This window comes from Maribacter aurantiacus (assembly GCF_005780245.1).
In the GTDB taxonomy this organism is placed as follows: domain Bacteria; phylum Bacteroidota; class Bacteroidia; order Flavobacteriales; family Flavobacteriaceae; genus Maribacter; species Maribacter flavus.
Map to the genome: position 1 here is coordinate 1 of NZ_VBUK01000007.1, position 17,248 is coordinate 17,248.

Genomic DNA, 17,248 nt, shown 5'->3' on the forward strand with positions numbered 1-17,248 from the left:
TCTATTGTATTGATTTCAAATTCCATAATTTAAATCCAATTTTGAATTCTGAGTTCGTTTCTCGCATTAAAGCTAACGGTAAATTGTATGAGTAGTGGCAGATTGCGTGGTACTTTCCTATCAAACCGCTACGCAGTTTGAGCGGGCTACAAACCTTGATATTTACCACTTCCCCTGCCATTACTTATACAAAATGTTGGCTACCGTAATTTCATATAAATCAAACTTTATAATAATTGTCAAGTAATATTTACACACCGGTATTCAATACTTCAAGTACTTTTAATGCATCATTTAAAGCCCTAACATCATGTGTCCGGATATAATCTACACCCATATAACTTAAATAAATCTCTGTTGCCAAAGTAGCAGGTGTTCGTTCATTGACTTCTCTCCCGACAATGGCTCCTAAAAAGGATTTTCGGGAAACTGAAATAAGAATTGGTAAATTGAAGTATCCTTTCAATTGAGAAATATTTTTTAAAACATGTATTGAAGATTCTGGATTAGAACCTAAAAAGAATCCCATTCCTGGGTCTAAAATAATTCTATCGGATGAAATGCCTGAATTTTGAATCGATTTGATACGTTGTGAAAAGAAATCGATTATTTCATTAAATACTTTTTCGGGTTTAGTTTCGATAACCGTCGCTGGTCCAAAACGCTGAACCGAATGCATTACGATGAGTTTACAATCTGATTTTGCAATTTCGGGATAAATTTCAGGATGGGAAAATCCTTGAATGTCGTTTAAATACTGGACGTTTCTATTTAAAAAATATTGTTGGACAGTAGATTTAAAGGAATCAATGGAAACAGGAATATTTTTAGTAAGCAAGTAATCGGCTACTGGTTTTAAACGATCAATCTCTTCTTGAGGCTTTACTTCTTTGGAGGAAGGATTACTGGAAGCAGCTCCTAAATCAATTATACTGGCACCATCTTCAACCAGTTTGAGAGATTTTTCCAAAGCTTTACCGTAATCCAGATAAAGCCCTCCGTCAGAAAAACTATCTTCAGTAATATTTACAATCCCTAATATTTTTGGCTTATGAAATTTCATAGGTTTTTAAAATTTTGTCTAAATAATTGTAGTTTAATTATATATAATCTGATAATCGTTTTATTTTCCAACTGCCATCTTAGTGGCTATCCTATTACCTCCATCATTTATTATACTCTCTTTATTTGTATCTTTGATAGCAAATGTCAATTCAATCTGATTATGGTAGCCAACGGATTGTATAAAGCAAGTAAATTTTAATAAACAATAATTATGGATTTAAAAAAAGAAATAGCAAAAATACTAGATGTTTACGGATGTTTAGATATATACGATGAAAATAAGTTTAGTAAAGAACATAACCAAATAAGGAATAAAGAATTAGTAAACGATTTATTTGCTTTATACGGTGTTATGCATCTGTAATTTTTTTAATGGCGTGGCGTAGCCAAACTGCGTTTGAGTGAGTTTTTACAAATATTTTAAATTATTTTGTATTTTTACTTGTGTAATACAATTATTTTATTTATATTTGTATAACAATAACAAACAAAGATAGAAATTATGAAAATTTTAGAAGGACATTTAACAGCAACCGATAAGAAAGTAGTAAAGCAAATGATTGCTAATAATATGACTGAAGGTGGTTATAGAGGAACTGATTACTTTATTACTTTAGAAAATGATGTTTATTCTTTAAAGCAAGTAAAAATGGAATGGGATTGTGATTTTATGAGAAACAAAAAAATAAAAAGAATTTATAAATCTAAATTTACAGCGTAATGAGTCTAATGATATGTGAATATTGTGAATGCGAAAGAGATACGGATTTTAATTCTGATTGCGAATGTGAACAATCTATTTTGATTGAAGAAATAATTGATATAATAGGTTTTGGAAGAAGGGAAGAGTTAGAATGTAAAGCAGAAAAAATATATAATTTATTCAAATAACCAAGAGTTGTAATTAAATGCGATAAAAAGGATTAGACACTTCTGGTCGACTACTTGGTTATTTTTCAATTTAAAACAATAATGGCATATATATATATAAACAAACTAACTAAAGAATCCCGAATATTTGGAAGCATAACAGCTTTATCAAAAGAAACAGGAATAAAGCCCGATAACCTTTATACAATATTCAGCCGTAATAAGGCAAAGGAACACGAAACAAACGAGTATAGGATTGTAAAAACCAAAATAGAACGCGCTTAATTCAACCGCAACAGTGAGCGCCATTAAAAAAATTATTGTGCATAACGGTCTCGGCTATGAACAGTTGCGTGGTTTAGCACTGACTTTCACAAGTACACGAAAAGTTGAAAATTCCGCAGGAATTTTCAAGATAAGCATGTAAAAGCAATTGTTTATAGCCATTGTTGTAACCAGTTATTTATTGTTTAATTGTTGTTTAAATTCTTGAATTTCGGACATATAAATCTCATTTAAAAACTCGTTATAAACATCATCTCGTTTGTATTGCATATTACTTTCTGCTTTCAATATGTTCTCTTTTGCCTTTTCGATTTGTCCAAGTTTTTGGTAGGCTTTTGCCATTCCAAAAAAGGATTCAGGCACGTATTCCGATTGCTTTAGAGCTCGTTGAAATTCGCCAATCGCTTTTTCATAATTTCCAAGTTCAAATTCGCAAAGTCCCAAATAGACAAAAGAATGAATATCAGCCCAATCTTCTTTTTGATTCTTTATGCTACGATTTAACAAGTCAATTGTCTTTTGATATTCTTTTTTGCCGAAGTAGCATTCAGCTCTTAAGAAGTCGATGTCTTCTCCCCAAGGTGCATCCACAAAATTTGGTGTTAGACTATCAAGTCGGTCAAAATCCTCAAGAGCTTTGTCATAATCTCGCATTTTTCTTAACCTTATCCATCCTCTGTAACCTAAATGTAATTTTGGGTCGAGTTCTACTGCTTTATTTAAAAATTTGAATCCATTTTCAAAATCTCCAGCCTTGTTTAAATTTACAGAGTATTCCATATACTCATCACTATCTGTTGATTCAAAACTTTCAATTCGTTCAGATAATTCTTTGGATTTCTCTATTCTATCCTCGTTCCAAAAATATAGGTAGATTCCAAAACCAATTGCAATGACTAAAATCGCACCAACTATGTAGCCAAATATTTTAAAAAATTTCTTCAATTCTTCCGTTTTTAATTTTCAGTCTAATTAGGTTGTACGTTTTATAATTTTTGTCCCGTTCCCAGTCAGTAAGTCCAATTGTGATTTGCTCTAATTCCTTAATTAGTTGTCCGTTGTTAAATACCGTACTCTTGTAGTTTTCGTCAATTTGAAAAGTTTCGATATCGCAAAGTTCTCCCGTTTTCGAGATATTCAATCTCAATGTTATAAATCCGCTACTTGGCTCAATTTCGGTTTTTGATGATTGAATTTCTTTGAAGGCTTTTCTCAAAGCTGGATTTTCGCCCTTTATTCGGCTGTTAATTTCATAAGCCCAATATGGTAAAGCCCGTTCGTCACAATCATTATTTTCCTGCGAAAAAGATTGAATAGAGAAAAGCAATATTGTTAGGACGAGAATTTTTTTCATAATTGGTTACAACTTGTTGTTAATGCAAATATAGCTAAACAATTAAATTTTATCATTGTATTACTATGTTAATCTGCTATAAATCTGTATAAACAGCTATCTTTGTTGAATGGATATTATAACAGAATTTATTAGGATTTTGGAGTTAAAGCGTTATAGCAAACAGACTATTACCAATTACAAAGGGCATTTGTTGTTGACAAAATCACACTTCAACAATAAACCATTCAAGTCTATATCCGACCAGGAGTTATTTGGCTTTATTTATCATTTGGTAAACATTAAAGGAATCTCAGCCTCTTATCAAAGGCAAATTGTTGGAGCTTTAAAGTTATTCTATAAGGAAATTCACAGAAGAGATATTCCATTTGAATATTTAAAAGTAACCCAAAGGGAAAACAAATTACCTGTTGTGTTGAGTAAAACAGAAACTATACGTCTAATTGAAAACACAAACAATCTGAAGCATAAAGCAATACTCTCGCTCATCTACAGCGCTGGGTTGAGAATTGGGGAATTGCTGGAGTTAAAGAAAGAAGATATTGATTCGGAAAGAATGTTGATACATATAAAGGGTGCAAAAGGAAAAAAGGATAGATATACGATCCTATCAAATAAAGTGCTCTTGCTTTTAAGAGATTATTACAAAGAATACAAACCCAAGATGTACTTGTTTGAAGGGCAAAAGGGAGGTAAATACTCTTCTGAAAGTGCCGGACAATTATTTAAGAGAGCCTTGAAAAAAGCCAAAATAAACAAATCAGCGACTCTACATACCTTAAGACACAGTTTTGCAACCCACTTACTTGAAGATGGTATAAGCATAGCACATATTCAAAAACTACTTGGGCACAACAATATCAGCACAACTTTGATTTACACGCATATTGCAAAAGATTCCATCCAAAATATAAAGAGTCCATTAGATGATTAGCAGACTGAAAAAGTTGGAAAAGTTGTACCGATGAAACACGGCTTAATTTATCCCTGTAATAAATGCAAAGCCTTTATTATAAAGATTTTTAGGTATTATAATATTTGAGACGCATCTTAATTTGTACCGAATTACAATTTAAAACCAACTTTTTTTCTGTGTTTAAATTACCTTTGTACACACAGAAGTATCTCTATAAATATATATATTATAGAGGCTTTGTGTAATCGCAGCCTGTTTGCTATATAGGCTTTGCTTTCCCTGCCTTTAGAAAGGCTTTTTATAAATAATAAAAAGACTGGATGAAGGTAGATATTTCATTTAATACAAATAAAAACGGTGTAGAGCTTCGCTTTGATGAAAAGCCGGACGAAGCAACAACCTCCCAATTAAAAGCCGTAGGTTTTAAATACAGCTACCGCCAAAATATGTGGTATGCTTCTAAGACCAATTCCATTGTAGATTTTGCAAACAACCTTAAAGTAGCTCTCGAATCGGGAGAAACAACCATTGCTATAAATATAAAGCCCTCTTTTTCTGCATCCGAAGAAAATATTGATCATAAGAATTTCAGTTATGTGAGCATTGCAGCTAAAGATGATGAAGGTAAACTGTTTTGGGAGAACTACATTGTATTTGAACCAAGTAAAAACATTGCAGAGCAATTGGTAAGTGAGTTTGCCAAAGAAACTTTTGGAGACAAACTCCACTCCATCAACATCTATCCAAGAAACTATGTCCGCAAAGCTCGTCAGCTTTTTAAGGAAGGCAATATCATTGGAGAAAAGTCCGAACCAACGGAAGTTCAAACCAAGGAACCAAGTGCAAAGCCTCTTGTTCAATCCGACCGCCCATTAAGCAAAAAGGACAAATTAGAAATCCTCAATGCCTTTGGAAAGTTCGCTCGCAAGCGACAAGCTGATTTTGGCAATTTAGAGGAAGAAGAAATGCCTTTGCTGTTTTCAGGTTGGTTGCGTGTGAATCATGCAGATTTAAGCGACCGCAAAAATGAGATTTGGAAAGAATACTATACCATTCAAAACATCCTGAATCCCGATCCTGAAAAACCTCAAATTCCATCCAAGGATTACCATTTGTTTTTCAGAAAATTCCGTGAGCAAATAAATAAGCCGATTGAAGAACCGGAAAACGAAAGCACTTCCACAGAGGCGTTTGCTTCATGGCTCGATGAAAACTACGCCAATATTACCGATGCGGATAAAAAAGCCCTTACCGGTAATTACGATAACTGGCTAAAGGAAAAGGCTAAGAACTTGAAAGCATTGGAGAATTTATCCAAGCCTAAAAAGATGCAGCCGTATAGTGCCATTTTTAATAAGCTGCAAAAACTCATTCCTAATCTCAATGAGCATTTGGAGGCAGGTACTCCAAACGGTAAATCGGTATTGAACAGTAAAGCTTTGATGGACTTGTCCTATGACTTTTTAGGTCAGGATAAAAAAGGACGTTACCTCATTGCTTTGGCTCACTATTTCAGTCAGAATGGCGATTTAGTTCCCGATCCTGATATGCAGATTCGCATTGATTTGGAACTGGAAACCGGTGAAGCCATGCACTATCAAGACCAATTTGGTTACCGACCGGTATATGTGTTTGAGGACGGTAAGGAACTGGTGAACCTCAAAGAGAAAAAAGAGCAAAACAAGTTCTTATCCGGATGGTTGAGCAATCTTTTGAATCAAGGTCATAAACTGGAATTAGAAGCTGCCGAAAACAATAAAGAGCAAACTGTTTCTGAGCCTGAAACACCACAAGAACAACCAAAAGACGAAGGCATTCTTGCTCATAGTGGATTAACTCCTGATGGCATATTTCTAGCATCTGACAAAGCCTACAAACAAAAGAACTACGAAGGAGCTGCTAGGGAACTGGATGTGCTTCTTATGGATATTCGCAACGGACATCACTTAGAAAGTTTTCCTGAAGCCATACTTCGATCGCAAATGACCGGAATGCGAACGCCTATGAAAAAATTAGGTTGGGCTCATTACTATCGCATTATTGATGATGAACAGTTTAAAGAGGCTCTTTCTACCAATCTTTGGGAACTCGTTCCGCAGGAATACAAGCAGGTAAAAGCAATTAAACCACTTGACTGGAAAGCCGATCCGATGGATAAAGGCTTGCAAAAGATTGTTGCTTCTTTCGTTTCAAAAGACGAATACCGAACCGCCATGTTGGGGGTGAATTTTGATAAAAATGGCATTGTTGCTACTAATGGATTCAAGCTCCTTTTTATTCCTGATACCGACCATGTAGCCGAAGGCTTGTATTGTATTTCTCCTAAATGTTGGGAGGCTATTAATGTTGAAAGTAAAGACGGAACAGGACTTTCAGAAGTAGATCAGGATCGTGTGGAGCAGTACCGTACTCAAACTCGATACCCGGATTACAGTTCGGTTATTCCTTCTTCCTTAAATCATATTCAACCCATAGATGCGGAAAGCCTATTGGGCTTTTTGGAAGGCATGAAGCGTTCCGGATTTTTAAAGCCGGACAATTACCCTGTTTGCTTAAAAGTAGGCAGCTACTTTGTTGGTTTTGCCGTGGACATCCTCATAGATTCCATTAAGGCAATATTGCATTTGGGAATCACCGAATTGGAACTAGGTGTATTGGAAGCAACCAAAGGTTGTTTACTGGCTGAAAAAGGAAAAACCAAAGATGCTAGAGGGTTACAACATCCTTTTGTGCTAATGATGCCTCTTATGGTGGATGCCGTTTATGAACGTGATTATCCCGATACTGGTGATGTGTTTTTTGATACCGCTCTTAATGCGGTAATTACCAAAGGAATTGATGAGCCCAAAGAGCAAGAATCAGAGCTTTTAAAGGATACGGAGGAAGACATTGAAGTCCCTTTTACCAAACAAACTGGATACAGAGGTTCCATTCGATTAAGAACCATTCCTGAAAAAGGATTTAGTTACGGCAATTCTTCGGGTAAACAATTTGGTGACTTTTCAGGCTCTTCTTCTCCAAGTACACCGGTTTCTGATAAAGATATTTTCTCAACAAAAGAGAAAGCCTTAAAAGCTGCATTTGATGAACATGTAAAAACACTTGCAGCTCATATTCAAAGCAGGGATAGCATTTACAACAATGAAGAGCAAAAGCTAAAGAAACTGAGAAAAGCTCTTGACGAACTAATTGCCTTTGCCAAGAAACAAGGTATTACCATTAGTGAAATTCCTGATAAAAGTCCGGCAGCCAAAGAAGGTTCTATTGATTTTATTCTACCTGCTGCATGGAAAATGACCGATGAAGAATACCCTCAAAACAAAGTGTTGGTATTTGGAAATCCCTACAATCAGTCGAAGTTAAGAACCATTCTTTTAGATCGTATTGAAGCCACTTCCATTCAATCTCAATTGGAACTGGTAAAAGATATTCGCAAGCGTTTTAAGGAACGAGCTCCTATCAAACTGGAATCTTCTTCTTTGGTAACACAAAGTAAATCAGGAGAGAAAAAACATAAAGCAATCATTCGCAATTACCTCGATGATCTGATTTTAGACAATGAGATTTGGAAAGTACCCGGAGCTACTTCGGGCGTACTGGAATATTTAGTTCGCTATCTACTCAATGAAAAAACACCTGCGGTTAAATCGGAAGCAAAACCCGATAAAAAGTCGAGTAATCAGCATGACTTGAATCTTCAAATTGAAGAGTTTATCGTGGAGAAAGATGCCGAAGATGAATCCTATTCAGAAGAGGATAAACAGTTTATTGCTCAATATACTGGAAGCGGTGGCTTAATCAAACAAGGAGCTTCGGGCAAAGGTGTGTTGTATGAATACTTTACTCCGGAGGTTATTGTGCAGAAAATGTGGGGCTTGGCATACAAGTTCGGTTTTTCAGGTGGTGCAGTATTGGAGCCTTCTTGTGGAACAGGAAACTTTTTCAAATACGCTCCCAAAGAAGCTGAATTGGTCGGATATGAAATCAATCCTTATTCAGTCCGCATTGCAGAAATCATTTATCCGAATGCCAGTATCTATCAACAGCCTTTTGAAACCCTCTTTTTTGCAGGTAACACCCACTTGAAAGATGATTTTGGTGGGGCTAAGTATGAACTGGTTATTGGCAATCCTCCTTACGGTGAATTTTCAGGGAAATGGGCAGGCATGGGCGAAAAGAAATGGACTGGAGCCACCGAATACGACCAGTACTTTATTACTCGTGGACTGGATTTATTGTTGCCCGGAGGTGTTTTGGTTTTCATTATTCCAAGTGCCTTTCTAAGTAACAATTCCAAATACAACAAGCTCAAAGAAAAGGTAGCAGCCAAAGCCGATTTGGTAGATGCTTACAGGCTTCCTGCCCGAATGTTTAAAACCACCGACATCGGAACTGACATCATAGTATTCAAACGCAAAAACTAAAGACATGGCAAAAAATTCATCTATACAAGAACTGAAAAAATTAATCCAATTGGAATTACAGGAATGTGATTCCAATAAATGGCAATACGTGTGTGAAATGCAAAGCACTCCAAAGGGTTATGCCCGAATTGAGGAAATGATTATCCGCTATGTAGCTAAAGAAGGCATGCCCATTGGCTCTGCCATAGCACTTATTGAACAGGAATTAGCTCATCAAAACGCATAAGGGATGGCACAAGGATATAAAGGCTTTGCCCAAATCGCACGAGAGGCAAACAAACGATTAGAAGAACTTAAAAAACAAAAAAGCATGGATCCACTACTAGAAGAACGAGGCTTTATTGGTCCGAACGACATTACTTCTGCTGAGTACGCATGGGAAATGCGAAAAACAGAATACCAACAAATCAAGGCGATTGAAAAAACCGGTAGCCCAATGGTATTAAATCATGCAGACGGTAAACAGCATGAATACCTCATTACCGAAGCCATAAAAGCCGGTAAGGAAATTCCCGAAGAAGTGTTGCAGGATTACCCATGGCTCAAAGCCGAAATGCAAGAACTGGAAACGGTGAAAGAAACTGAATCTGTTAGTCAAACAGAGCAACCTAATTTACTGATGGGTGATGCTTGGTTTGAGCAAAACCCTACTAAAATATTGGGAGAGCAATACGAAACGACCGACCGTTTTGGAAAGCCAACCACAAAGGTTAAAGGCTCCATGGATGATGTAATTACAGGTATTAATGTGCCTTCGGTAGATGTTCCTATAAAACATGTAGAAGCTCTTGAATCCAACATCAAAGACGATGTGGAGCATTTGGTAAAGGACAAGGTGTACAAAGAAAACATTGAGCAAGTCGTTCAGAAAACCAAAAAGGAACGAGCGGAAAAGGAACTACAAAAAGCCATCAACCCGGAGGCTCCCATGGTGGTCGCAAAAGACAATTTCTCTTTTGACGACATCATGCAGCAATACAACAAAGGACTTACCGAAGATGAAATCAAAGCATGGGTTTGGTACAAACGCAAAACCAATGGCTACAATGATGAAACAGTGATTTTGGCTAAGAAAAATGGTTGGTCAAAATATGTGGTTCCTTTAAACGAAGTAGGCAAACAACTGGATAAATGGCTCAAAGCCGGAGTGGTTTGCTACTACAATGACGACTACATGCCAAGCGTACTCTACTATGCTGAAAACATCTACAAACGTCAATCGGTATTGCTGCGTGAAAAGGAAACCATCATTCAAACCTTTGGCGAAGAGCAATACAACCGTCAATGGAAAGGACTGGAAGCGGTAAAACCACCAAAACTTACCCTAACCGATCCAAGAAAAGAAAATCGCTTGTTTATCAAGCCTACTTCTTCTTTTGGTAAAGAAATTCGTGTGGGAGCATTAACCGATGGAACCGCTTTTACAGAGTACAATTCCACGACCGGAAAATGGCAAGAAGGTACAACGGACTTAACTGATGCCTTTAAACAATGGCTTCGCAATCAGCCTAAAGATGACTTTAAAAAATCAAGTGCTTGGGATATTATTTCCTACTACATAGATGGCAGAACACCGCCAAGGCATTACGATAAAGAAGAAAAGCTCCGTATTCGTCAAAATGCTAAACAGGAAGGTGATACTTTCTTTGTGGAGTTTTTGGCAAAGGGACTTACTCGTGAAGACCAGTTAAAGATTGAGCAGCTTTGGAATGAGCGTTACAACGGCTATGTAGAAATCAACTATTTCAAAATTCCGGTAGCCTTTACCTGCTCCGCTACTTTCAAAAACAAACCACTATTTATCCGTCCAGCTCAACGAGAAGGTATTGGGTTTATTAGTGTGCATGGTTCGGGCTGTATTGCCTATGATGTGGGTGTGGGTAAAACAATGACCGCCATTTTATCGCTTGCACAAGCTTTGGAAAGCGGACAATGTAAACGTCCATTTATTGTGGTTCCCAATCAAACCTATAAAAACTGGCTGTCGGAACTGCGAGGTGTGGTGGAAAAAGGACAAGTCACCCTTACCGGAGTATTGCCTCAATATCAGGTAATGGATCTGTATAATCTTGGACGAGATTATTTAGAACTCTTAATGGATGAAAACGGCACAGTGCAACCGGTTCCTGAATATTCCATTTCGGTACTCACTTATGAAGGTTTTAACCGATTAGCCTTTAATGATGAAACGTGGGACACCATTGGAAATGAGCTTTTTGATATTCTCAACCAAGGAACCGAGGAAGAGCGTGAAAAAGTAAAGCTCTTTGAGAAGATTGAAGAGATGATGGGACGTGGTGTTAAAGGTGGAACAGCAAACATCGAAGAGCTTGGTTTTGATTACATGGTAGTGGATGAAGCCCATGCCATGAAAAAGTCTTTTACTCAGGTAAAAGGTGAGCAGCAAGGAAGTGGTAAACGTGAACGAGCTCCTTATGAAATCAAATCCGGACAGCCTTCTATGACGGCTTTGCGTGGCTTTATGATTAGCCAGTACATTCTTAGAAACAATAAAATGAGAAACGTACTGCTTTTAACCGCTACGCCATTTACCAATTCACCGCTAGAGATTTATTCCATGCTTGCCCTGATCGGTTATCAGCAATTGGAAAAATCAGGAGTGAAAAACATCAAAGAGTTTTTTGACACTTATATCAAAACCAGTTTGGAATTGGTAATCAATGCCAAGCTCAAACCGGAACGAAAAGAGATTGTGATGGGCTTTGCTAACCTCATTGCTTTGCAATCGCTCATATTCAAATTCATCACTTACAAAACCGGTGAAGATGCCAATATCCAACGTCCGAACAAGATTGTGTTACCGATGGTAAACAAGCGTGAAGGCGACCAGGTTATTGCTCTTTCACCCGAAGAGCAAATCAGTACCAACTTACCGCTTACCCCAACGCAAAGAGGTTTTATGCAGGATGTGGAGCTGTATGTTACAGGCAGAACAAGCCTTACCAATTTCTGTGTAAACCCAATGGGTATGGAGGAAGAAAGTGAAGACCGTTCTTCAGGGGAATCCATTGATGAAAGCAACATGTCGGCAGATGAAGAAGAAGGTGCAAGAATATTGCGTGGACTTTCTTTCGCAAGGCAATTGGCGTTAAGTCCATACCTCTATGCCTGTAATCCGGATAAAAATCCGAGTTATGAGCAATACGTGGATTCCTCCCCTAAACTGAAATATGTGATGGAGTGCATCAAAAGTGTGAAGCGATTCCATGAAATGCGTGGTGAAGATGTAAGCGGACAGGTAATTTACATGAATGCCGGAGTGAGTTTCTTCCCGCTTATCCGTGAATACCTGATTAAGAAAATTGGCTTCAAGGATAACGAGGTAGGTATTATCAAAAGTGGATTGAGTGCTGCAAAAAAGGAAGGCATCAAAGAGAAATTCTTGGCAGGAACTATCAAGGTATTGATTGGAAGTGCGACCATCAAGGAAGGTATAAACCTTCAAAACAAAGCCACTACACTTTACAATTGTTGGCTCGACTGGAACCCTACGGATGTGAAGCAGCTCGAAGGTCGTATTTGGCGATTTGGAAACCGCTATGCCAATGTACGAATTGTCAATCCGCTTATGGAAGACAGTGTGGACACGTTCATCTTTCAAAAGTTGGAAGAAAAAACTAGCCGTATCAATGAGATTTGGTACAGAGCAGGAAAAACCAATGCCTTGAATTTAGAAGAGTTCAATCCGGCTGAATTAAAAATGGGATTGGTAACCGATCCAAAAGCTTTGGCTGAATTGCTACTCATGGAAGAACGTGAGCAAATTCAGGATGAAATCAATAGCTTAAAAAATCAGCAAAATGTCCTCACCGATATAAAGTCCGCTCGTGATAATTTCAATAGCAATATTGAGCACATCAATCAGGCAGTTGAACGCTACAAGCCTCAAAAGACCACCGATAAAGATGGTAATCCGATAAAAGTGCAAGCTCGAAGCATTGAAACGGTGTTAAAAATCTACAAGGATTATTTGGAGGATGAAACTACCCAAACCACTTATCGAGATCAAAACATCTATGATACGGTGCGAAAAGCCAATGCCACATTAAAGCGTGGATTGGAACAAGTACTGGAGCCCAAAGGCTACGACATCAATTTTGATTTTGAACAGGTAAACGGCAGAATCAATACAGAAATTGAGGAAAAGCAACGCATTCTGGAAGAACGAACCGGAACCGAAGCGGTAAACCAAAAGGCAGAGGAAATCATCAAAGATCGTGAGCAAAAAGGCTATAAACCCAAGTCGGTTGCCGAGCGTGTGGAAGAGTTTGCCTATCTCAATGAGAAGGTGCTCACTGAGCTGATGGTCTATGGTGGTGAATCAGCAAAAGCGACCGATACCAAACGAGCCAAGAAAGGTGAAGTACTGGAAAGTTCAGCAGATAAACTCGATAAAATCAGAAAACTACGTGGTGCTTTCAAGCAAATGCAAGAACGCCTACAACGCATCAAAGCCCTGAAAAAGGCTGCATAATTCATTAACAAAATAATAAACAAGCGATGATAAAAAATGATCCATACAAATTGCTCGAAAAAGAAGGTGTAGCCAAAAAGGTATTGAGCGAACGCTCCTTGGAGGCTTTGAGCATTTACGATGAAACACTGGAAGGTTTAAAAGAATTTCCGGACGATAAAACCATGAAGGACATGGCAGAGCAAATTGGCGAAACCGCTATTGAATTGCTCAAAGAAGATATTGCTACCATCAAAGATGAGCTAACTGACAAGGCAGAGCAAGAGCAAAAAAAACAGCTCAAAAAAGCTCAATCCAAAAAGATTGTAGAGAAGTCGGAAAAAACCATGGACTACCTCGCTGAGTGTAGGAGAAAGCTACGTGAAGAGCGAAAGCAAAAAATGGCTTCGGGGGAAATCAAAAAGCCGGTGAAACGAAAGCTTACTACCAAGCTAAAGGACAATATGAAAAAGATTGCCAACATGATGCCCAAGGCAATCAAAGAGGATCCAAACAAGGTAGAGCAAACTGAAAAAGCCGTGCAGAAATTCTTAGGCGATCTCAAACGCATTTGGGGCATGAACAAGATTAAGCCTATTGAAGATGAATTGCATGAGAAATTCAGTGAGTTAAAGGAAAAAGCAGAACAAACCGCATAAAACATTTACACATGAAAAAATATCCGCATCAGGTTTTCCTTGCCGAAAACAAGCTAAAAACAGAACAGCTCCCTAAGCAATTGCAAAAACGAATCAAAGGATTTGAAGAGCTGCAAGAAGATTTGGAACATGCCCTAGACGATGACCATGACCGTTTGGCTAAAAAGCTCGACCATCTCTCTTTGGAATTGGAAGAAGACCTTTACGAAGAGTTTGAAGACCAGTTGGAAAACAATGAAGAACAAGACGATTTGCAACCGGGCAGCTTATACAGTTTTAGTGATGGATTCACTTGGAAGATTGTCTCTAAAAAAGAAGCCAAAGCCCTGTTCAATAAAAATCAGGAAGTATTCGGATTAAATACCGATGAAGAAACCGAAGGAGTAATTGAAGACTTATCCGATTTAGAAGCTTATGAGGTTTTTGCCATTGAGCACAAGGCTCCCAAAACAAATGGTAAGGCAAATTCTGATGAAGCCATTTTGGATCAGTTGTATGCTAAAGGGAAAAGAGAAATTGCCCGAACTGATTTACAGAAAATGGGATTCAAAACCCCGTTGGAAGCTTCTAAAGTCAAAGTGGGTAAATATTCCCTATACAAAGCCATGTTCTCTTACACCTACACCATTAAACGCTAGCCTATGGAAGAAACAAGCACTATTCATGGGAAAACCATGCGTTCGGATTATGAGGATTTACAATACCATATCGACATGGTGGTGGGTAAAATCGGTTTGCAAAAAACGGTGGTATTGCTTCGCAGCTTTGTAGAAAAAGCTCAGTTTGAACCGGTAAAAAACAATGCTCCTTTGCTACTTACCTTCCTGACTAATGAGGCAATTACCTTGTTTGATTTGAAGGAAGAAGATTTTTATACCAACACCACTACCGAGTACCGGGAAGCTCGCATGGCATGTTATCATTTGTACCACAAATACACTTCATACAGCTACGCCAAAGTTGCCCAGGTATTTGGAACCGGAAAACGCAACATCATTTACTACAAACAAAAAGTAGATGAACGCTTGACGATTCCGCACTATTACAAGCCTTTCATTCAGTTGTACGACCAACTGGAAGAGCGAAGCATTCAATTTATATCAAAACTGTAAACAGCCATGAAGGACATACATTCAGAAGTAGAACAAGTATTGAATTCAGGAGCCGAAAACGTGGCTTTTGAAGAGATTCCGGACGAGAATAACAGTCCGCTAAACCAACCGGTAGTAGAAGATGAAATCGGTCATGGCAAAAAGGTAGTTACTCCTAAACAAGAAACAGAACCGATAGAGGAAAATGAAGAGCAGGAAGAATCAGATGAAGAAGAAATGGAAAAAGAACCATCTATAAACGATGACTTTGACCAAAACATCTACGATGCCCCCGAACAGGAAATTGGCTCCTATGAAGAAGGTGAAGACAGTTTGGATGAACTAGACGGAGAAGATTTTGAACTCCCGACCGGACATGCCAAGCAAGCTGCGGATACTTTATTGGGTATGACCGACAATGTGCTTGCCGTTGGAAGTGGCTTTTTTGTGAAAATCAAAAAGCACAAAGACTTCTACGACTTTGAAGAGATTGTTCAGGTTATTGACGAGCAGAATGCTAAAAACGTCAAACGCATCAAGCTTGATGAAGAGGACAAAATCCTGCTTCGCCCTTTGCTTATTGCCATTCTGAAAAAGAAAGCCAAAAAGCTCACTCCCGAACAGCAATTACTGGGTGCGGTACTCTCTATCCTTATGAAGAAAGCTCAGGTAGTAATGGAAATACGAGCAGAAAATGAAATACTGCTTGATCGCATACTGGAAATTATTCGGGAAGAAAAAGCCAATGCCATGCCCGAACCGGCTTATGAACCTACGATGGAAGAGGAAACCGAAGAGGATGAACTAGAAAACACTGTATTAGAAGTAGCACAGGATGAAGAAGGAAACGACTAATCAAGACATAGAACAAAAGAAATCGACCAGAGGCAGAAAGCCCATTACTTATTCCAAAGAAGACTTGGAACGTCAACCCATGTTGGTACTTATTTGTGGTGAAACCGGTGTGGGTAAAACCTATCGAAATGTAACCGAGATACGCCACTACATGAAAGACGATGCCTCTACCGGACGGAAAGGTAGAAAGGTACTGGCTTTTGATGTGAATGATGACGATTACCCGATGTTTCCAACGGTAAGTCCTTTTCATATCAAAGCCCTTACCAAGGTGCAAGCTCGTAGGATCCGACCAATAGCCAAAAACGGACAAAACATGAGTATTGAGGAAAAGCGTGAAGTGGTTCAACGCATGGTAAATCAGTTCAAAAACGGTTTGTTGGTACTGGAAGATTTAGATAAATACATGGTGGGTGCAAAAGGTCAAACTGTGGTAGGTTTACTTACTACCAACCGCCACAATGGACTGGATATTATGATTAGTCACCAGTCTATTGCTAAAATCACCACCACCGAGTGGCAAAACTGTACATGGCTCCGTTTACACCATCAAGTAGATGATGTATCGAGGTATGAAAGCCGAATTCCTAATTACTTTTTAGTACGAATTGCGACCTACATTGTAGATGAACAATACAACCTTGCTAACAATGCCTTTGCCGATGGCAGCATCAGTAAAGACGAATACAAAAAACGCAGAAGTTTCTTTGTGTATGTGGATATGCGAAGACTTAAAATTCGAGGTTGCAGCCGTGATGCTTTTATACGTGCCTGCAAGAAGTTTATTGATACCGAAGACCAACGCAAAATACGCATGATGCTTCAGGAAAGGGATCATCAGGACAAGCCCTTATACAAAAACCGTTCAGCAGCTACCGTAAAACTCATTACCGAGTACTTACGCCACCACGAAACCGGACCAAATTCTCCTTTTGGTTCTTAATTCCCTCCTTCTTTTTGAGATACGGTAAATATTTATATATCACAAAATGATATAAAAGTCAATCATTTTAGTATCTTTAGCCCGAATTATTATGTCTAGTTCAAAAACGATAAAGATGAACAGGATAAAAGAGATTCTTGATAAAAAAGGAATCAAGCAAACCTGGTTAGCAGAGCAGCTAGGTAAAAGCTATAACATGGTAAACGGCTATGTAAAAAACAGGCGACAACCTACTTTGGAAGTGCTGTTTGAAATTGCCCGAATACTAGATGTTGAAGTAAAGGAATTGATTAACGAAGAGAAAAAATAACA

General features: G+C 38.1%; 15 protein-coding genes. 12 read left to right on the plus strand and 3 right to left on the minus strand.

Annotated elements, in window-relative coordinates; translation table 11 throughout:
- Nucleotides 1–250 precede the first annotated feature (250 nt).
- A complete protein-coding gene (folP, locus tag FEK29_RS11910; protein WP_044230153.1) occupies nucleotides 251–1,063 on the minus strand; it encodes a dihydropteroate synthase in 813 nt (270 codons plus the stop codon).
- A 213-nt stretch (nucleotides 1,064–1,276) separates the two neighbouring features.
- Between folP and FEK29_RS17970 the strand changes: the two genes are divergently transcribed.
- Together FEK29_RS17970 and FEK29_RS11915 are read left to right on the plus strand one after the other, a co-directional pair.
- Complete coding sequence (locus tag FEK29_RS17970; RefSeq protein ID WP_161595354.1) at nucleotides 1,277–1,429, plus strand: hypothetical protein; 153 nt, start codon at nucleotides 1,277–1,279, stop codon at nucleotides 1,427–1,429.
- 138 nt (nucleotides 1,430–1,567) lie between these two features.
- Nucleotides 1,568–1,786 (plus strand): hypothetical protein, encoded by a 219-nt coding sequence (locus tag FEK29_RS11915; protein WP_138258668.1) that lies wholly within the window; start codon nucleotides 1,568–1,570, stop codon nucleotides 1,784–1,786.
- A gap of 608 nt (nucleotides 1,787–2,394) precedes the next feature.
- Here FEK29_RS11915 and FEK29_RS11920 read toward each other — a convergent pair.
- Nucleotides 2,395–3,165 (minus strand): tetratricopeptide repeat protein, encoded by a 771-nt coding sequence (locus FEK29_RS11920; protein WP_138258669.1) that lies wholly within the window; start codon nucleotides 3,163–3,165, stop codon nucleotides 2,395–2,397.
- On the minus strand, nucleotides 3,149–3,574 hold the full coding sequence (locus FEK29_RS11925) for a hypothetical protein (RefSeq protein ID WP_138258670.1): 426 nt from the start codon (nucleotides 3,572–3,574) through the stop codon (nucleotides 3,149–3,151). Before FEK29_RS11925 ends, FEK29_RS11920 begins: the two co-directional genes overlap by 17 nt.
- 109 nt (nucleotides 3,575–3,683) lie before the next feature.
- Between FEK29_RS11925 and FEK29_RS11930 the strand changes: the two genes are divergently transcribed.
- From FEK29_RS11930 to FEK29_RS11975, 10 genes are all read left to right on the plus strand, one after another.
- Nucleotides 3,684–4,508 carry a tyrosine-type recombinase/integrase gene (locus tag FEK29_RS11930; protein ID WP_138258671.1) on the plus strand — a complete coding sequence of 275 codons (825 nt, stop codon included), beginning with the start codon at nucleotides 3,684–3,686 and terminating at the stop codon, nucleotides 4,506–4,508.
- A 302-nt stretch (nucleotides 4,509–4,810) separates the two neighbouring features.
- The gene (locus FEK29_RS11935) at nucleotides 4,811–8,914 is read left to right on the plus strand and encodes a DUF6908 domain-containing protein (protein WP_138258672.1); all 4,104 of its coding nucleotides are present in this window, start codon (nucleotides 4,811–4,813) and stop codon (nucleotides 8,912–8,914) included.
- 4 nt (nucleotides 8,915–8,918) lie between these two features.
- Nucleotides 8,919–9,140: a hypothetical protein gene (locus tag FEK29_RS11940; RefSeq protein ID WP_102995033.1), complete on the plus strand. Its 222-nt coding sequence runs from the start codon at nucleotides 8,919–8,921 to the stop codon at nucleotides 9,138–9,140.
- 84 nt (nucleotides 9,141–9,224) lie between these two features.
- Nucleotides 9,225–13,409: an SNF2-related protein gene (locus tag FEK29_RS11945; protein ID WP_161595355.1), complete on the plus strand. Its 4,185-nt coding sequence runs from the start codon at nucleotides 9,225–9,227 to the stop codon at nucleotides 13,407–13,409.
- A 50-nt stretch (nucleotides 13,410–13,459) separates the two neighbouring features.
- On the plus strand, nucleotides 13,460–14,047 hold the full coding sequence (locus tag FEK29_RS11950; protein WP_138258674.1) for a hypothetical protein: 588 nt from the start codon (nucleotides 13,460–13,462) through the stop codon (nucleotides 14,045–14,047).
- An 11-nt stretch (nucleotides 14,048–14,058) separates the two neighbouring features.
- Entirely contained in the window at nucleotides 14,059–14,685 is a 627-nt protein-coding gene (locus FEK29_RS11955; protein WP_138258675.1) for a hypothetical protein, read from the plus strand.
- A gap of 3 nt (nucleotides 14,686–14,688) precedes the next feature.
- Complete coding sequence (locus tag FEK29_RS11960) at nucleotides 14,689–15,159, plus strand: hypothetical protein (protein WP_138258676.1); 471 nt, start codon at nucleotides 14,689–14,691, stop codon at nucleotides 15,157–15,159.
- Nucleotides 15,160–15,165: 6 nt separating this feature from the next.
- A complete protein-coding gene (locus FEK29_RS11965; RefSeq protein WP_138258677.1) occupies nucleotides 15,166–15,993 on the plus strand; it encodes a hypothetical protein in 828 nt (275 codons plus the stop codon).
- A complete protein-coding gene (locus FEK29_RS11970) occupies nucleotides 15,974–16,936 on the plus strand; it encodes a zonular occludens toxin domain-containing protein (RefSeq protein ID WP_138258678.1) in 963 nt (320 codons plus the stop codon). Before FEK29_RS11965 ends, FEK29_RS11970 begins: the two co-directional genes overlap by 20 nt.
- Before the next feature lie 115 nt (nucleotides 16,937–17,051).
- A complete protein-coding gene (locus tag FEK29_RS11975; protein ID WP_138258679.1) occupies nucleotides 17,052–17,246 on the plus strand; it encodes a helix-turn-helix domain-containing protein in 195 nt (64 codons plus the stop codon).
- The last annotated feature ends 2 nt before the right edge of the window (nucleotides 17,247–17,248 follow it).

Bases quoted from the DNA above. Each gene is read 5' to 3' on its own strand.
- FEK29_RS11935 (WP_138258672.1), top strand. From the start codon at position 4,811: ATGAAGGTAGATATTTCATTTAATACAAATAAAAACGGTGTAGAGCTT.
- FEK29_RS11945 (WP_161595355.1), top strand. From the start codon at position 9,225: ATGGATCCACTACTAGAAGAACGAGGCTTTATTGGTCCGAACGACATT.
- FEK29_RS11930 (WP_138258671.1), top strand. From the start codon at position 3,684: ATGGATATTATAACAGAATTTATTAGGATTTTGGAGTTAAAGCGTTAT.
- FEK29_RS11955 (WP_138258675.1), top strand. From the start codon at position 14,059: ATGAAAAAATATCCGCATCAGGTTTTCCTTGCCGAAAACAAGCTAAAA.
- FEK29_RS17970 (WP_161595354.1), top strand. From the start codon at position 1,277: ATGGATTTAAAAAAAGAAATAGCAAAAATACTAGATGTTTACGGATGT.
- FEK29_RS11965 (WP_138258677.1), top strand. From the start codon at position 15,166: ATGAAGGACATACATTCAGAAGTAGAACAAGTATTGAATTCAGGAGCC.
- FEK29_RS11970 (WP_138258678.1), top strand. From the start codon at position 15,974: ATGAAGAAGGAAACGACTAATCAAGACATAGAACAAAAGAAATCGACC.
- FEK29_RS11975 (WP_138258679.1), top strand. From the start codon at position 17,052: ATGAACAGGATAAAAGAGATTCTTGATAAAAAAGGAATCAAGCAAACC.
- FEK29_RS11915 (WP_138258668.1), top strand. From the start codon at position 1,568: ATGAAAATTTTAGAAGGACATTTAACAGCAACCGATAAGAAAGTAGTA.
- folP (WP_044230153.1), bottom strand. From the start codon at position 1,063: ATGAAATTTCATAAGCCAAAAATATTAGGGATTGTAAATATTACTGAA.
- FEK29_RS11925 (WP_138258670.1), bottom strand. From the start codon at position 3,574: ATGAAAAAAATTCTCGTCCTAACAATATTGCTTTTCTCTATTCAATCT.
- FEK29_RS11940 (WP_102995033.1), top strand. From the start codon at position 8,919: ATGGCAAAAAATTCATCTATACAAGAACTGAAAAAATTAATCCAATTG.
- FEK29_RS11960 (WP_138258676.1), top strand. From the start codon at position 14,689: ATGGAAGAAACAAGCACTATTCATGGGAAAACCATGCGTTCGGATTAT.